Below are 14,324 nucleotides of genomic sequence, written 5' to 3' on the forward strand. Positions count from 1 at the left end.
AAGCGGCGGGGATGGCGGCCAGTCCGCCATCCCCGCCGCGCTGCCACCTTATATTCCGAGCATTCGTTCAGAGATTTTCCGTAAATAAAAGCAAATGAAAATAGCGCGCAGCGCTAAATCATGGCAATGCACAGAGCATCATTATGAAGCCTTGACAAACATTCATCCCACAGACCAAAGCACTCGAGCTGGGACTTCATTTCGATATAGTCTCTATTTTTTAAAATGACTGTTGCAACCGTTGCGCTAAACGCCTCCGCCGGATTTGCTTCCTCAAGAATTTTGGTCAGAGACCTTATTATCTTTTTTATTTTTTTGTCTGACTTTATATCCTTCATGCATGATTTTAAGTCATCATGCAACTTCTCGAGGGTCTCGCAAATTTGATTTCCGATTTCAAACCTTTTCCGAACAATTCTACGGGTATCATTTAGATAGGTTGTATCTATTGTTCTTACGCCGAGCTCATCCTTGCCAGAAAACCGGTAGTTAGAGTTCATCTTTATATGGTGATTCGGGAAGTCTTTAGCCGGATCAATAATCATTCCGTCCATCAGAACATCATGATTACCTTTCTGAGTATTGCACCTCTTACAAGAGGGAAGCAGATTAGACCATTCAACAACCATATCTCTATACAATGATTTACAGAAAAAATGCTCAACCTCCATATATTTAGATTCTTCGTCTATTTTAGTTTCACAATAACAACATTTTCCATTTGACATCGCAATCAGAGATTTTCTAATAAAGTCTTTGTTCCACACTTGGCTTTTAGAATCAGACTTAAACTCATCAGTCAAACTGCAAACTAGTTCCGCTGTTAATTCAGCAGGAGCGTTAGGGCGTGTAAGCTTTATCATTCAAACTCTCCGAGCACAGGCGCCGCTTGAATACGCAGTAACTTCCGAAGATTATTTGAGGGATGTAGCATTATCTCTAGCTCATTAAGCCAGTAACGCAAACTATTTACATCCTCATCCTCGATCGCTTTATCAAAGTAATTCATGGCATGCTGATATTCATCTGAGGAAGCGTCACTCAGACCCATAATCTCTGATAGAATTTCCTCCACAGTCCATCCCTTAAAACCATATTTATTTATAGGAAGCTTTGATTGTACCGGCCTACCATTTTCATCAGGAACAAGAGCAATCACTTCCTCAGACTCTGCACTTTGAATCATGTGAGGACTGTGTGTGGTTACTATGAATTGTGCATAAGGGAATGCTCGTCGCAAGGATCCCGATATTACCTTCTGCCAAGTTGGATGAAGGTGAAGGTCAAGCTCATCAATCATAATCAGACCTGAAAATTCTGATGCTGAAGTTTCCAATTTTCTATGTTCTATTTCTTTTATGATTCCAAGGAGAATTGATAAGGAAGCACGAAATCCTGACGAAAGATATTCAAAGGGAATTGTTCAATGTTTTGTCTTAACATAAATATCTAGAGACATCGTGTCTATGTGAGAGAACTCAACTGATCTATCGAGCAAAGAGAAGCACTTTAATGCAAGATCGTTGTTCTCAATCATATCGGCATCCCAGCCATTATCTGGGATTTGTTTAAATATAAACCTGTTAGCAAGCCATGGTTTTATATTTCCTTGCTTAACTCCGACCAAAGCAGCCATTTGGTAAGAGCTTTCATCTCCTACCGGATCTCGATCAATTGAATGGAGACCCTCATATTGAAAATCTCTATTCGTCTTTAGGTGAATTATATGCTTTGCATAATCTCTATAAAAACCATGAGGTGCGGTTTGTTCGTCAGGATAGAAAGATCTGGTTTCTAGCTTATTCTCTACAATTCTACGATCAAGTTTACAGACTATTGACCATTCTCCGGGCTGAGAAGAGAGAGCATTTCGATGCACACCCCTAATGTGGTGCAAACTAATAAAGCTAGCTCCTATAATATTAAGTATTGAAGTTTTCCCTATACCGTTCGCGCCACAGATAAAATTGAATTTCTTGTTGAAGCTAATAGATATATTCTCAAAGCAACTCACGTTTTTTATTGATAAATCCAACACCCTAACTTTTTCAAGGTTTTTCCTCATATTTCCCACCCAATCCATCTATAGTGCAGCGATACAATCAACGATCCTGCGGCAAACAAGCACTAGGATTACCAATCATCACAATATAGTCAACTGGTACGAGATGCATGATGCGAGTAAATTGTAGAAAATCCTAAAAACTTCGCCTGTCGATGTACTCAATAGAACATCTTGCAATTTCCCAAATCAGAAGCAATAAAGTCTCTTTAATATCAAGAATAAATACTTACAGCCAGCCGCGCCGGCGGAAGTACCAGAGCGGGACCACCGCCGACAGCACCATCAGCAGGATGGCCATGGGATAACCGAAGTCCCAGTCCAGTTCCGGCATGTGCTTGAAATTCATGCCATAGGCCGAGGCGATCAGCGTCGGCGGCATCAGCGCCACCGAGACGACCGAGAAGATCTTGATGATGGCGTTCTGTTCGATGTTGATCAGGCCCAGCGTGGCGTCGAGCAGGAAGTTCGCCTCGTGCGCCAGGAAGCCGGCATGTTCGGTCAGGGAGCGCAAGTCGCGCGTCATCGTCTTCAGCGCGGTCTTCTGCTCCTTGTTCAGCCGGCCGCCGCTGACCGAGGTCATGAACACCACCAGCCGGTCGAGCCCGGCGAGGCTGTCGCGCACCTTGTGGGTGAGGTCGCCGGCCCGGCCGATGCCGCGCAGCACGTCCTGCAACTCGTCCGGCTTCTTGGCCGCCCTGCCGAAGCCGCCGCCATCCAGCGAATCGTCGAAGACACGGGCCGACAGCTCGTCGATGCGGCCGCCGACCAGTTCCAGCACGTCGGCCACCCGGTCGATCACCGCGTCCAGCAGGCCGAACAGCGCGCTTTCCCCCGTCGCCAGCAGTTCCGGCTGGCGGACACAGCGGGCGGCGAAGGTGATGACCGGCAGCGGTTCGGTGTAGCGCAGGGTGATGAGTTGGCGCGGGGTCAGCACGAAGGTCAGCTCGCCCTGCTCCGGATGGGGCGAGGTGGCGCGCGAGATGATGGGAGAGGTCATGTAGATCCCCTCCCCCTCGACATAGAGCTGGCTGGAGGCCTCGATCTCCTTCATCTCCTCGCGCGTCGGCAGGTCGCAGCCGGTCAGCGTGCCGACATGGGCCCGCTCCGCTTCCGTCGGGCGCAGAAGGTCGATCCAGACCGCGCCGCCCGGCAAGTCCTCGCCGAGTTCCAGCGGCTGGCGCACCACCCGCCCGTCTTCGGCACGGGCATGGACGGTGATCAAAGGGCAGCCCCGATCAGAGCCTCTGCCGGCACCGGTGCGCCGGCGGCGCGGCAGGCGGCGGCCAGCGTGTTCAGCATCAGACAGGCGATGGTCATCGGGCCGACGCCGCCGGGGACGGGCGTGATGGCACCGGCGACCTTGACCGCCTCGTCGAAGGCGACGTCGCCGACCAGACGGGTCTTGCCCGGCTCCGCCGCCGCGACGCGGTTGATGCCAACATCGATCACCGTGGCGCCGGGCTTGATCCAATCGCCGCGCACCATCTCCGGGCGGCCTACGGCGGCGACCAGGATGTCGGCGCGGCGGCATTCCGCCGGCAGATCCACGGTGCGGGAATGGGCCATCGTCACCGTGCAGTCGGTCTGCAGCAGAAGCTGGGCCATCGGCTTGCCGACGATGTTGGAGCGGCCCAGCACCAGCGCCCGCTTGCCCTTCAGGTCGCGGCCCAGCGTGTCGCGGATCAGCAGCAGGCTGCCCAGCGGGGTGCAGGGCACGATGGCGCCCGGCTGGCCGGTGGCGAGCAGGCCGGCATTGACGACATGGAAGCCGTCGGCGTCCTTTTCCGGGACGATGCGGGCCAGCACCTTCTGGCTGTCGATATGCTTGGGCAGAGGCAGCTGGACCAGGATGCCGTGCACGGCCGGATCGGCGTTCAGCCGGTCGATCAGGGCCAGCAGGTCGGATTCGGCCATGTCGGCCGGCTCGTGATGGTCGAAGCTGTTCATGCCGAGTTCGACCAGCGCCCGCTCCTTGGAGCGGACATAGACCTGGCTGGCCGGATCCTCGCCCACCAGCACGACGGCCAGACCGGGGGTGACGCCATGGCTGGCCTTCAGCGCCGCCACGCCGTCCGCCACCCGCGCACGCAGGCCGGCCGCAAAGGCCTTGCCGTCGATGATCTTCGCGTCCGCCATGCTACTCTCCACCCTCGCTACCCACATCGTCGATCAGGGGCGACAGCCGCGCCAGCAATGCCGCCGGGTCGCCCGCCACATGCAGAATCTTGTTCCGGTCGGTGGCGCCGGCCACCACCGTCAGGCTGGTCTTGGGCAGTTTCCATGCCTTCGACAACAGTTTTATGACGGCCTCGTTGGCTTTGCCGTTTTCCGGCACCGCCGTGACCGCCAGTTTCAGAACCTTCCCCCCACCGGCCTTGTCGGCCGTACCGGTCACCGCATTGCGCGACGCCTTGGGTGTCACCCGAAGCGCGACGCGCAGGCCGTCGGCCACCGCCTCGATGGGGGAGGATGCCGCCACGGTCAGAAGCGCGGCCAGTATTGCGCCAGCAGGTTCTGGATGAAGGAGATCGCCAGCAGCACGACGATCGGCGACAGGTCCAGCCCGCCCATGTTGGGCAGGACGCGGCGGATCGGGCGCAGCACCGGCTCGGTGATGCGGTACAGGAAATCCCCGATCAGATAGACCGCGCGGTTGCGCGTGTTCACCACGTTGAAGGCCACCAGCCAGCTGAGGATCGCCGACAGGATCAGGACCCAGAAGAACAGGTCCAGGATGGTGTTGATGAGCAAATACAGCGCGATCATGCCGGGCCAGCTCCAGTGCGGTTTTTGCGACGGCCGCGCGCAGCGCACTGCGCGACGGGCGCCAGCCTTTTCCGGGCACCCTAAGCATAAGCGGCGAGACCTGTCCAGTACGGCGGCCCGCCGATCGCCCGAGCGGCCTGCGGCGGATCGGCCGTCCTATGCCCCTTCCTGCGCCATCCCACACCCACTTCATTTTTTCTGAATCAAGCGCTTGACAGCACCCCCCGTCATGGACAATATCCGCGCCACGCCGGGGCGACGAAGACGCCACGGTGTGAGTGTGGGGCCGTAGCTCAGCTGGGAGAGCGACGCGTTCGCAATGCGTAGGTCGGGAGTTCGATCCTCCTCGGCTCCACCATTTTCCCCTTCTCCGGAAGGGTGAGACAAGTTGATGGATCGTCAGCGGGCGTTGCCGGGAACGGCATCTGGCCCGCTTTTTTGTGTTCGCGCGTCAGGCCGGCAGCAGGTTGCGCCGGCGGACCGGATGGCCCGCCAGCGACCCAAGCACTTCCCTGCTACTCGAAGAAGTCCTCATCCACACGCTTGATGTGCAGGGTCTCCTCGATCCGACAGCCAACCTCGTGGCGGATCATCAGCTTGGCCAGTTGGATGCCGTCGATCAGCACGATGCGGGTGCCGAGCCTGTCAGCGGTCTCCCGGGCCGACGTGGTGAAGGCGGAGGTGGTGACGAACAGCCCCTTGGTCGCCTTAAACAGGTTCAGGCTGCCAAAGAAGTCGCGGATCGCCCCCGCCCCAACGGTGTTGCCGTCGGCATACCGCTTGGCCTGGACATAGACCCGGTCCAACCCGAGCGGGTCCTGGTCGATGACGCCATCCACGCCGTCATCACCCGACTTGCCGACCAGAGCCTTGTCGAGTTCCGTCACCGACCCGCCATATCCCATTGTGATCAGCAGGTGGACCACGGTCTTCTCAAAGAAGGCAGGCGTGCCGGATCGCACCCGCTGGAGGATCTCCTCCGCCAGCGACGCCTCGATCCGCAGATGGGCCTGCCGCATCACCTCATCGGGGGTCAGGGGACTCTCGGTGACCGGCAGCACCACCTCGGCAACGCCCGAAGCGTCAGCTATCTCAGTTTCACCGTCGCGGAAGCCTTTGAAGCTTGGAAATTGCTCAAGGAAGCGGATGGTAATCCGCTCTGGCGGCGCCCTCAACACCTCGCGCCCCGCTGGGGTGATGCGGAAATGCGCCCGCCGCGTCAACTCAACCAACCCGGCCTTGCTGAGATAGCTCTTCGCCCAATGGACCCGGTTTGCAAAGGTCGTTTGCCGACCTGAGGGCAATAGGTGGGCTCGGTCCTCGTCGGTCAAGCTGAACGTGTCGGCAAGCCGGTCTACCACATCGCCAATGCGGACCTCCCCGCCATCGGCAGCGGTTTTCAGCACAGGCAGCATCAGAGTCTGAAAATCGGGAATGGCCATCACAGGTCTGGGATCGCTTTAGAGGTGTATAAAGATCGGTCCACTTTACCAGATCATGTACACTCTGCGAGAAGCAATCCCAGACGTAGGGATGATCAGCCGTTCTCCGCCAGTACCGAGCCCGCGAGGTAGAGCGAGCCGCAGATCAGCACGCGCGCCGGGCTCTTGCGGCCGGCAACCAGATCGGCCAGGGCGGCGTTCACGCTGTCGGCGGCGCCGTGGTCGCGGATGCCGCAGAGCTTGGCGGTCTCGCAGGACTCCTCGGCGGTAAAGCTGGCCTCCTCGCCCGGGATCGCCACCGCGCGCAGGGCATGGGTGAAGGGAGCCAGCGGACCCAGGAACTCGAACGGGTCCTTGCTGGACAGCATGCCGTAAATCAGCAGAAGCGGCAGGGCGGGGCTGCCGCCCGATCCCTCGTTGGGCCGGTCGTCATTGGGTTGGCCGCGCGACCAGTCGACCGCCTGACGGGCCAGAACCTCGCCCGCCGAATCGTTGTGGCCGCCGTCCAGCCACAGTTCCCAGCCCGGCGGCAGGCTCTCGGCCAGCGGGCCGCGGGTCAGGCGCTGCAGGCGTCCCGGCCATTCGACGGTGGCAAGGCCGCGGCGCACCGCGTCGTCGTCCACCGCCAGCGGCAGGTGGTCGAGACAGGCGATGGCGACGCCGGCATTGGTGATCTGGTGGACGCCGGCCAGCCCCGGCATCGGCAGGTCGAGCTTGCGCTTCGCGCTCTCGAAGCGGAAGCCGTCCGGACGCTCCTCCACCGACCAGCTCTGGATCAGCGCGTCGATGGCGTTGGCACGCAGCTTCAGCACCTTCAGCGCGTCGGCTTCCGGCTGCGGGGCCAGAACCACCGGGACGTGGGGCTTGAAGATGCCGGCCTTCTCGCTGCCGATCTCCATCAGCGACTCGCCCAGGAACTGGCGGTGGTCGTAGGAGATGCGGGTGACCGCCGTCACCGCCGGCTTGTCCACCACGTTGGTGGCGTCCAGCCGCCCGCCCAGCCCGGTTTCAAGCAGGACCACGTCGGCCGGCACGCGGGAGAAGGCGAGGAAGGCGGCGACCGTCGTCACTTCGAAGAAGGTGATCGGGTTGCCGGCGTTGGCAACCTCGCACTCCTCCAAAAGGGCGGCCAGATGGTCGTCGTCGATCAGCCGCCCACCCTGATGCCCGCCCAGGCGGATGCGCTCGTGGAAACGGACGAGGTGCGGCGAGGTGTAGACATGGACCCGGTGGCCGGCCGCCTCCAGCATCGCGCGCAGGAAGGCGACGGTCGATCCCTTGCCGTTGGTGCCGGCGACATGGACCACCGGCGGCAGCTTCCGCTCCGGATGGTCCAGCGCCGCCAGCAGACGGCGCACCCGGTCCAGAGACAGGTCGATGACCTTGGGATGAAGCCCCTTCAGTCGGTCCAGCACCGGGTCGGAACGGGTCGCGGCTGGGCGGGTGAGTGGAAGGGCGGCATCGATCATGATCGTCTCTGGTCGGATGGACGGGGGGTGCCGGTCAGTCGTCGCCGGCCTGGACGGGAGCCGCCGGCTGGGAGGACGCCTGCTGCGTCGCCGCCGGCTGGGCCGCGGTCGCCTGGGTGGCCGGCTGCGTGACCGGCTGCGTCGCCGACTGGGGCAACTGGGCCGGCTCGCCGTCGGCCGCCTGGGCGGCGGACAGATCGATGTCCTCCGCCACCGCGTCGAGGCGCGGCGTCATCAGCAGGCCGATGGTGCGGACCAGCGTCGGGCGCAGGTCGCGGCGGTGGACGACCATGTCGACCATGCCGTGTTCCATCAGATATTCGGAGCGCTGGAAGCCTTCCGGCAGAGTCTCGCGGATCGTGCTCTCGATCACGCGGGCGCCGGCGAAGCCGATCTGCGCGCCCTTCTCGGCGATGTGGATGTCGCCCAGCATGGCGAAGCTGGCGGTGACGCCGCCGGTGGTCGGGTCGGTCAGCACGACGATGTAGGGCAGGCCGGCTTCCTTGACCATCTCCACCGCGATGGTGGTGCGCGGCATCTGCATCAGCGACAGGATGCCTTCCTGCATGCGCGCCCCGCCCGACGCCGGCACGACGATCAGCGGCGCGTTCTTCGCCACCGCCAGACGGGCAGCGGTCAGCAGCCCTTCGCCGACGGCGATGCCCATCGACCCGCCCATGAAGCCGAAGTCGAAGGCGGCGACCACGGCGGCATGGCCGCCGATCCGGCCCTCGCCCACCACAATGGCGTCGGTGCGGCCGGTCTTGGTCTGGGCTTCCTTCAGGCGGTCGGTGTAGCGCTTCTGATCGCGGAACTTCAGCGGGTCGGCGACCGACTTCGGCAGCTCGACACCCTCATAGGCGCCGTCGTCGAACATCGACTCCAGCCGCTTGACCGGGTCGAGCCGCATGTGGAAGCCGCAATGCTGGCAGACGTGCAGGTTCTCTTCCAGCTCGCGGTGGAACAGCATCGACTCGCAGCTCGGGCACTTGTGCCAGAGGTTGTCGGGCACTTCCTTGCGGGCGTAGAGCGCGCGGATCTTGGGACGGACGTAGTTGGTAAGCCAGTTCATGGAACGCCTTTCAACGACATGGCGGTACGCCGAAGCCCGGCGGCGGCTGGACTTCTGGTCCGTGCCGCACCGGGCTCTTCAGCCGTTCGTCGCCATGAGCGATCGTGTTGCAGGTGTCGTAAAGCTGTTTGCCGTCGTTGTAAACCGTCCGTCCCTCAGCTCCGCGCCGCGCGCACCCCGGCGGCCAGTTCGCCGACGAAGCCCAGCACATCCTCGACCGTGCCCGGCTTGACCGCGCCGGACGCGTCGAAGCCATCGGCCAGACGGGTGACGATGGCGGAGCCGACCACGGCGGCGTCGGCAACGCGGGCGACCTCGGCGGCCTGGTCCGGCGTCTTGATGCCGAAGCCGACGGCGACCGGCAGGGCGGTGTGGCGCTTCAGCCGGGCGACCGCCGCGTCGATGGCGGTGTTCGACGCGCTGGCGGTGCCGGTGATGCCGGCGATCGACACGTAATAGACGAAGCCCGAGGTATTACGCATCACCGCCGGCATGCGCGCCTCGTCGGTGGTCGGCGTCGTCAGGCGGACGAAGCTGACCCCGGCCTGAAGCGCCGGGATGCACAGCTCCTCGTCCTCTTCCGGCGGCAGGTCGACGACGATCAGGCCGTCCACCCCGGCCTCGCGCGCGGCGGCCAGGAAGGGCTCCACCCCATAGGCGTGGATCGGATTGAAATAGCCCATCAGGATGATCGGCGTGTCGGCATCCAGCTTGCGGAACCCGCGGACCATCTCCAGCGTCTTGCGCACCGTCATCCCGGCCTTCAGCGCCCGCAGCGAGGAGGCCTGGATCGCCGGGCCGTCGGCCATCGGGTCGGTGAAGGGCATGCCGAGTTCGATCAGGTCGGCGCCGGCGGCCGGCAGGCCGTTCAGCACTGCCTGCGACACGGCGGGATCAGGGTCGCCGGCGGTGATGAAGGTGACCAGACCGGCGCGCCCCTCCGCCTTCAGCGCTTTGAACCGGCGGGCGATGCGGCCATCGGCCAAGATGTCGGCACTCACAGTTCCACTCCCAGATGCTTGGCGACGGAGAAGATGTCCTTGTCGCCGCGGCCCGACAGGCACAGCACCATCAGGTGGTCCTTGGGCAGTTTCGGTGCGCGCTTGATCACCTCGGCAAGGCCGTGGGCGGATTCCAGCGCGGGGATGATGCCCTCGGTGCGGGCGCAGAGCTGGAAGGCGTCCAGCGCTTCCTGGTCGGTGGCATAGGCGTATTCGACGCGGCCGACATCGTGCAGCCAGCTGTGCTCCGGCCCGATGCCGGGATAGTCGAGACCGGCGGAGATCGAGTGGCCTTCCAAGATCTGGCCGTCCTCGTCCTGCAGCAGATAGGTGCGGTTGCCGTGCAGCACGCCGGGACGGCCGCCGTTGATCGAGGCGGCATGGTCGAGCGGACCCTTCTCGATGCCGCGGCCAGCGGCTTCGACGCCGACCATCTGCACGGTCGGTTCGTCCAGGAAGGGATGGAACAGGCCGATGGCGTTCGACCCGCCGCCGACGCAGGCGACCAGGCTGTCGGGCAGGCGGCCTTCCTGCTCCTGCATCTGGGTGCGCACCTCGTCGCCGATCACCGACTGGAAGTCGCGGACCATGGCGGGATAGGGGTGCGGGCCGGCGGCGGTGCCGATGATGTAGAAGGTATCGGCGACGTTGGTGACCCAGTCGCGCAGCGCCTCGTTCATCGCGTCCTTCAGCGTGCCGCTGCCCGACGTCACCGGGCGGACTTCGGCGCCCAGCAGCTTCATGCGGAAGACGTTGGGCTGCTGGCGGGCGATGTCGGTCTCGCCCATGTAGATAACGCAGGGCATGTTGTAGAGCGCGCAGACCGTCGCGGTCGCCACGCCATGCTGGCCGGCGCCCGTCTCGGCGATGATGCGGGTCTTGCCCATGCGCCGGGCGAGCAGGATCTGGCCGATGCAGTTGTTGATCTTGTGCGCGCCGGTGTGGTTCAGCTCCTCGCGCTTGAAGTAAATCTTGGCGCCGCCCAGCTGCTCGGTCAGGCGCTCGGCGTAATAGAGCGGGTTGGGACGGCCGACATACTGCTTCAGCTGCTGGCGCATCTCGCCTTCGAAGGCGGGGTCGGCCCGCGCCTCGCGATAGGCCTTCTCGACCTCCAGGATCAGCGGCATCAGCGTCTCGGCGACGAAGCGGCCGCCAAAGATTCCGAAATGCCCGCGCTCGTCGGGACCGGAGCGGTAGGTGTTCAGTTTGGTCATCGTCTGCGGCACTGCCTGAAGTCGAAGGGAAGCTGGAGTCAAGTGGGCGGCATCGGGTCCGGACACCGGCCAAGCGCGACACCATACCGGCGGGACGCGCCGATTTGAAGCGCCGGGCCGCGAGCCCCCACGAAATCGACCCGCCCGGATCAGTCTGCATACATGGAGCGGGGCTTTGCAGCGGCAAGGCCGCACCCTTACACTGGCGCCTCCTTTATTGCGGAGCCTTCTTCCGATGACGCAGCGGACGCCGCCGTCGCTTCTCCCCACGGATGTCCAGCCGGTTCCTTGCCGGATTCTGGTGGTGGAGGACAGTCCGCTGAACCAGATGCTGGTCACCGCCATCCTGGCCCAGGCCGGCCACCGGACCGACACCGCCAACAACGGGCTGGAGGCGGTGATGGCGGCGCAGGCCGGCGGCTACGACCTGATCCTGATGGATCTGTCGATGCCGGAAATGGACGGGCTGACCGCCACCCGGCTGCTGCGCGACCTGCCGGGACCGGCCGGCCGGGTTCCGGTGGTCGCCATGACCGCCGACACCGACGAGGCCGACCGTGTCCGCTGCCAGGATGCCGGCATGAACGATCATGTCGCCAAGCCGGTGGACCGGGTGCTGCTGCTGGAAACCGTGGAGAAGTGGCTGCGGGCGCCGCCGGACCGGTCGGCCGGCTTCGGCCCCTGCGCCCAGGCGGCGCCGGCGGCGGCGGGCGAGGTGCTGGACCGCGAGGTGCTGGCCCAGCTGGCCCAGGATCTGGATGCGGAGCTGCTGGCCGACGTGCTGCGGCAGTTCGTGGAGGAGACGCGGGAACGGGTGGCGCGCATCGCCGGGGAGACCGACCGTGCCGTTCTGACGCGCGAGGCGCACACGCTGAAAAGCACCGCCGGGACCTTCGGCGCCCGCGCCCTGTGCAGCGCCGCCCGCGCGCTGGAGATGGCGTGCCGGGCATCCGTCGCGGAGGCGAAGGGGGTAAAGGAAGATGGCACGGGAGACGGGGCGGCGGACGCGGTGGAGAGGCTGCGCGGCGAGATTCCCCAACTGGCCGGGGACGCCATCGCGGCCTACCGCGCCGCCGGATATCCGGTCTGACTCAGTTCGGACAGGTCACTCGACGACGCTGATGTTCACCGCGGAATCCTTGCCGTTGGTGCCGCGGGCGACCTCGAACTGGACGCGCTGGCCTTCCGACAGGGCATGCAGGCCGGAGCGCTGCACCGCGGTGATGTGAACGAACACGTCCTTCGAACCGGCCTCCGGCGCGATGAAGCCGTACCCCTTGGTGGTGTTGAACCATTTGACGGTGCCGTTTGTCATGGGCCTCCCCCTAGTCACTGCGAAGCGGATCTTTGGCAAACCATGGGTCCGGAATCGCCGGCATCGGCCGCGCCGTGAGGCCTGCCGGGCAAGCGGAACCAAGACATTGTGCGGGGAGGCTAGCCGCATGCTGTGGTTGCGGGCAATTCCATCTCACGGCATAGGTCTAACGACGGCCGACTTCAGAGTGGAATTACGACCAAGGCGGCAAGGCTTGGTCGAAGAGTATTAGCCCGTTTCTTGTATGTGTGCGCGGTAAAGCAAGAAACCCTTGCCGAAATAAAGGCTTAGATCGGTTCGCGGGAGATCGGAATCGATCCGAGGCGTGTCTCCGATCGACCAGGGGCGCTACAGCTTCCCTTCCGCCTGCCAGGCCAGACGTTTGCGGTAGATCGTCGAGGCGCTGATCTGCAGCAGGGCGGCGGCGCGCGGGATGTTGCCGTCGCAGGCGGCGATGGCGTCCTCGATGGCGTCCTTCTCCACCTCCCACAGCGGCTTGATGGAGTCCGGGGAGGGCGGGACATGCGGGCGTGGAACCGGAAGGGCGCCGGCCGGCGCGGCGGCGGCATGGGCCGGGACCGGCTGCGGTGTGCCGAGCGGCGGCGGCAGCATCTCCGGCATCACCGTGTCGCCGTCATGCAGCACGGCGACGATGCGCACGACGTTCTGCAGCTGGCGGACATTGCCCGGCCAGTGGTAATGGCGCAGCGCCTGTTCCGCCTCGGGCGAGAAGCGGGTGAAGCCCTTCTTCTCCTCCTTCGCGAACTCCGCCAGATAGTGGCGGGCGATCTCCAGCACGTCGTCCTCGCGCTCGCGCAGCGGCGGCAGGTGGATGGGGATGACGTGCAGGCGATAGTACAGATCCTCGCGGAACCGCCCCTCCTCCACCTCGCGCAGGGGATCGCGGTTGGTGGCGCAGACGATGCGCAGATCGACCTTCTCCAGCTTCGACCCGCCGACGGGGGTGAAGGTCCCGGTCTGGATGAAGCGCAGCAGCTTGGTCTGCAGGTCGGGCGCCAGTTCGCAGATCTCGTCCAGGAACAGGGTGCCGCCGTCGGCGCGCGCGGCCGCGCCCTCGCGGTCCGACACCGCCCCGGTGAAGCTGCCCTTCACATGGCCGAAGATCTCGCTTTCCATGAGATCCTTCGGGATCGCGCCGCAGTTGATGGCGATGAAGGGGCGCGAGGCGCGCTGGCTCTGGCGGTGAATCGCCTCGGCGCAGACCTCCTTGCCGGTGCCGGATTCGCCGGTGATGAAGACGGTGGCGCGCGAGGAGGCGGCGCTGTCGACGATGCGGTAGACCGCCTGCATCGCCAGCGACGATCCGATGAAGCCGTGATAGCGGGCGCGGTTCAGGTCCTTCTCGAAGGTGTCGACCAGCTGGGCCAGCCGCAGCCGCTCCATCGCGTTGCGGACCGTCACCACCAGCCGGTCGGCGGAGAAGGGCTTCACCAGGAAATCATAGGCGCCGTAGCGCATCGCCTCCACCGCCGCCTTCACGGAACCGTGGGCGGTGATGACGATGACGGCGCAGGGCAGCGCCTGGGCGTCGATGCGTTTCAGCACCTCCATCCCGTTCATGTCCGGCAGTTGCAGATCCAGCAGCACGACCATCGGCGCGCCGTCGTTCAGCTGCGCCAGCGCGTCGGCCCCGGTCTCCACCGAAATGACGGTGTGGGATTCCTTTTTCAGGTATTCCGCATAGACACGGGCCAGCGACGGCGTGTCTTCGATCAGCAGGACGGGAATGGCACCGGGCGGCATGCTGGTGGCGACACGCGAGAGGTGGGACGGGGCAGCTCCTATTGTCTAACAGATAATTCTGAAAATCCCACCCTTACGCGCATGGCCGGCCGTGCGAACACATCGAAATCGCTGTCGGAAAGAGTGTGTCGCGGCGCCGCCGCTTGCCGGGGGCGCCGCGATGAACTATCAGCAGCGGGCAGGAGACGTCGGGAAACGGGCGTCTGAATACGGGCG

At 63.1% G+C, this 14,324-nt stretch carries 15 protein-coding genes and 1 tRNA gene; 2 read left to right on the forward strand and 14 right to left on the reverse strand.

The window, feature by feature from the left end; translation table 11 throughout:
• Positions 1-113 precede the first annotated feature (113 nt).
• From TSH20_RS02495 to TSH20_RS02525, 7 genes are all read right to left on the reverse strand, one after another.
• Entirely contained in the window at positions 114-863 is a 750-nt protein-coding gene (locus tag TSH20_RS02495) for an HNH endonuclease domain-containing protein (RefSeq protein WP_109073240.1), read from the reverse strand.
• A complete protein-coding gene (locus TSH20_RS02500) occupies positions 860-1,420 on the reverse strand; it encodes an AAA family ATPase (protein ID WP_109073241.1) in 561 nt (186 codons plus the stop codon). The genes TSH20_RS02495 and TSH20_RS02500 overlap by 4 nt, the downstream gene beginning before the upstream one ends.
• 3 nt (positions 1,421-1,423) lie before the next feature.
• On the reverse strand, positions 1,424-2,065 hold the full coding sequence (locus tag TSH20_RS02505) for an ATP-binding protein (protein ID WP_158281938.1): 642 nt from the start codon (positions 2,063-2,065) through the stop codon (positions 1,424-1,426).
• Positions 2,066-2,291: 226 nt separating this feature from the next.
• Positions 2,292-3,287: a magnesium transporter CorA family protein gene (locus tag TSH20_RS02510; RefSeq protein WP_109073243.1), complete on the reverse strand. Its 996-nt coding sequence runs from the start codon at positions 3,285-3,287 to the stop codon at positions 2,292-2,294.
• On the reverse strand, positions 3,284-4,201 hold the full coding sequence (gene folD, locus TSH20_RS02515; protein WP_109073244.1) for a bifunctional methylenetetrahydrofolate dehydrogenase/methenyltetrahydrofolate cyclohydrolase FolD: 918 nt from the start codon (positions 4,199-4,201) through the stop codon (positions 3,284-3,286). Before folD ends, TSH20_RS02510 begins: the two co-directional genes overlap by 4 nt.
• Before the next feature lies 1 nt (position 4,202).
• The gene (locus TSH20_RS02520; protein WP_158281939.1) at positions 4,203-4,544 is read right to left on the reverse strand and encodes a DUF167 family protein; all 342 of its coding nucleotides are present in this window, start codon (positions 4,542-4,544) and stop codon (positions 4,203-4,205) included.
• Positions 4,545-4,546: 2 nt separating this feature from the next.
• Positions 4,547-4,831, reverse strand: coding sequence for a YggT family protein (locus TSH20_RS02525; RefSeq protein ID WP_109073245.1), 285 nt, complete (start codon positions 4,829-4,831; stop codon positions 4,547-4,549).
• A 282-nt stretch (positions 4,832-5,113) separates the two neighbouring features.
• Between TSH20_RS02525 and TSH20_RS02530 the strand changes: the two genes are divergently transcribed.
• Positions 5,114-5,189 (forward strand) — tRNA-Ala (locus TSH20_RS02530).
• Between the two features lie 157 nt (positions 5,190-5,346).
• Here TSH20_RS02530 and TSH20_RS02535 read toward each other — a convergent pair.
• From TSH20_RS02535 to trpB, 5 genes are all read right to left on the reverse strand, one after another.
• Entirely contained in the window at positions 5,347-6,273 is a 927-nt protein-coding gene (locus TSH20_RS02535; RefSeq protein ID WP_109073246.1) for a winged helix-turn-helix domain-containing protein, read from the reverse strand.
• A 95-nt stretch (positions 6,274-6,368) separates the two neighbouring features.
• Positions 6,369-7,742, reverse strand: coding sequence for a folylpolyglutamate synthase/dihydrofolate synthase family protein (locus TSH20_RS02540; protein WP_109073247.1), 1,374 nt, complete (start codon positions 7,740-7,742; stop codon positions 6,369-6,371).
• Between the two features lie 34 nt (positions 7,743-7,776).
• Positions 7,777-8,814 (reverse strand): acetyl-CoA carboxylase, carboxyltransferase subunit beta, encoded by a 1,038-nt coding sequence (gene accD / locus TSH20_RS02545; RefSeq protein WP_109073248.1) that lies wholly within the window; start codon positions 8,812-8,814, stop codon positions 7,777-7,779.
• Positions 8,815-8,969: 155 nt separating this feature from the next.
• Positions 8,970-9,815: a tryptophan synthase subunit alpha gene (trpA, locus tag TSH20_RS02550; RefSeq protein WP_109073249.1), complete on the reverse strand. Its 846-nt coding sequence runs from the start codon at positions 9,813-9,815 to the stop codon at positions 8,970-8,972.
• The gene (gene trpB / locus TSH20_RS02555; RefSeq protein ID WP_109073250.1) at positions 9,812-11,029 is read right to left on the reverse strand and encodes a tryptophan synthase subunit beta; all 1,218 of its coding nucleotides are present in this window, start codon (positions 11,027-11,029) and stop codon (positions 9,812-9,814) included. Before trpB ends, trpA begins: the two co-directional genes overlap by 4 nt.
• A 235-nt stretch (positions 11,030-11,264) precedes the next feature.
• Here trpB and TSH20_RS02560 point away from each other — a divergent pair, with 235 nt between their 5' ends.
• The gene (locus TSH20_RS02560; protein WP_109073251.1) at positions 11,265-12,119 is read left to right on the forward strand and encodes a response regulator; all 855 of its coding nucleotides are present in this window, start codon (positions 11,265-11,267) and stop codon (positions 12,117-12,119) included.
• 15 nt (positions 12,120-12,134) lie between these two features.
• Here the strand turns inward: TSH20_RS02560 and TSH20_RS02565 are convergent, their stop codons facing one another.
• Both TSH20_RS02565 and TSH20_RS02570 read right to left on the reverse strand, forming a co-directional pair.
• The gene (locus TSH20_RS02565) at positions 12,135-12,344 is read right to left on the reverse strand and encodes a cold-shock protein (protein ID WP_014249082.1); all 210 of its coding nucleotides are present in this window, start codon (positions 12,342-12,344) and stop codon (positions 12,135-12,137) included.
• 348 nt (positions 12,345-12,692) lie between these two features.
• Positions 12,693-14,108 (reverse strand): sigma-54 dependent transcriptional regulator, encoded by a 1,416-nt coding sequence (locus TSH20_RS02570; RefSeq protein WP_109073252.1) that lies wholly within the window; start codon positions 14,106-14,108, stop codon positions 12,693-12,695.
• Positions 14,109-14,324 lie beyond the last annotated feature (216 nt).

The organism is Azospirillum sp. TSH20, assembly GCF_003115935.1.
In the GTDB taxonomy this organism is placed as follows: Bacteria; Pseudomonadota; Alphaproteobacteria; order Azospirillales; family Azospirillaceae; genus Azospirillum.

Coding starts and splice junctions, on each gene's coding strand:
- TSH20_RS02495 (WP_109073240.1), bottom strand. CDS start 863: ATGATAAAGCTTACACGCCCTAACGCTCCTGCTGAATTAACAGCGGAA.
- TSH20_RS02505 (WP_158281938.1), bottom strand. CDS start 2,065: ATGAGGAAAAACCTTGAAAAAGTTAGGGTGTTGGATTTATCAATAAAA.
- folD (WP_109073244.1), bottom strand. CDS start 4,201: ATGGCGGACGCGAAGATCATCGACGGCAAGGCCTTTGCGGCCGGCCTG.
- TSH20_RS02525 (WP_109073245.1), bottom strand. CDS start 4,831: ATGATCGCGCTGTATTTGCTCATCAACACCATCCTGGACCTGTTCTTC.
- TSH20_RS02535 (WP_109073246.1), bottom strand. CDS start 6,273: ATGGCCATTCCCGATTTTCAGACTCTGATGCTGCCTGTGCTGAAAACC.
- TSH20_RS02540 (WP_109073247.1), bottom strand. CDS start 7,742: ATGATCGATGCCGCCCTTCCACTCACCCGCCCAGCCGCGACCCGTTCC.
- accD (WP_109073248.1), bottom strand. CDS start 8,814: ATGAACTGGCTTACCAACTACGTCCGTCCCAAGATCCGCGCGCTCTAC.
- trpB (WP_109073250.1), bottom strand. CDS start 11,029: ATGACCAAACTGAACACCTACCGCTCCGGTCCCGACGAGCGCGGGCAT.
- TSH20_RS02560 (WP_109073251.1), top strand. CDS start 11,265: ATGACGCAGCGGACGCCGCCGTCGCTTCTCCCCACGGATGTCCAGCCG.
- TSH20_RS02565 (WP_014249082.1), bottom strand. CDS start 12,344: ATGACAAACGGCACCGTCAAATGGTTCAACACCACCAAGGGGTACGGC.
- TSH20_RS02570 (WP_109073252.1), bottom strand. CDS start 14,108: ATGCCGCCCGGTGCCATTCCCGTCCTGCTGATCGAAGACACGCCGTCG.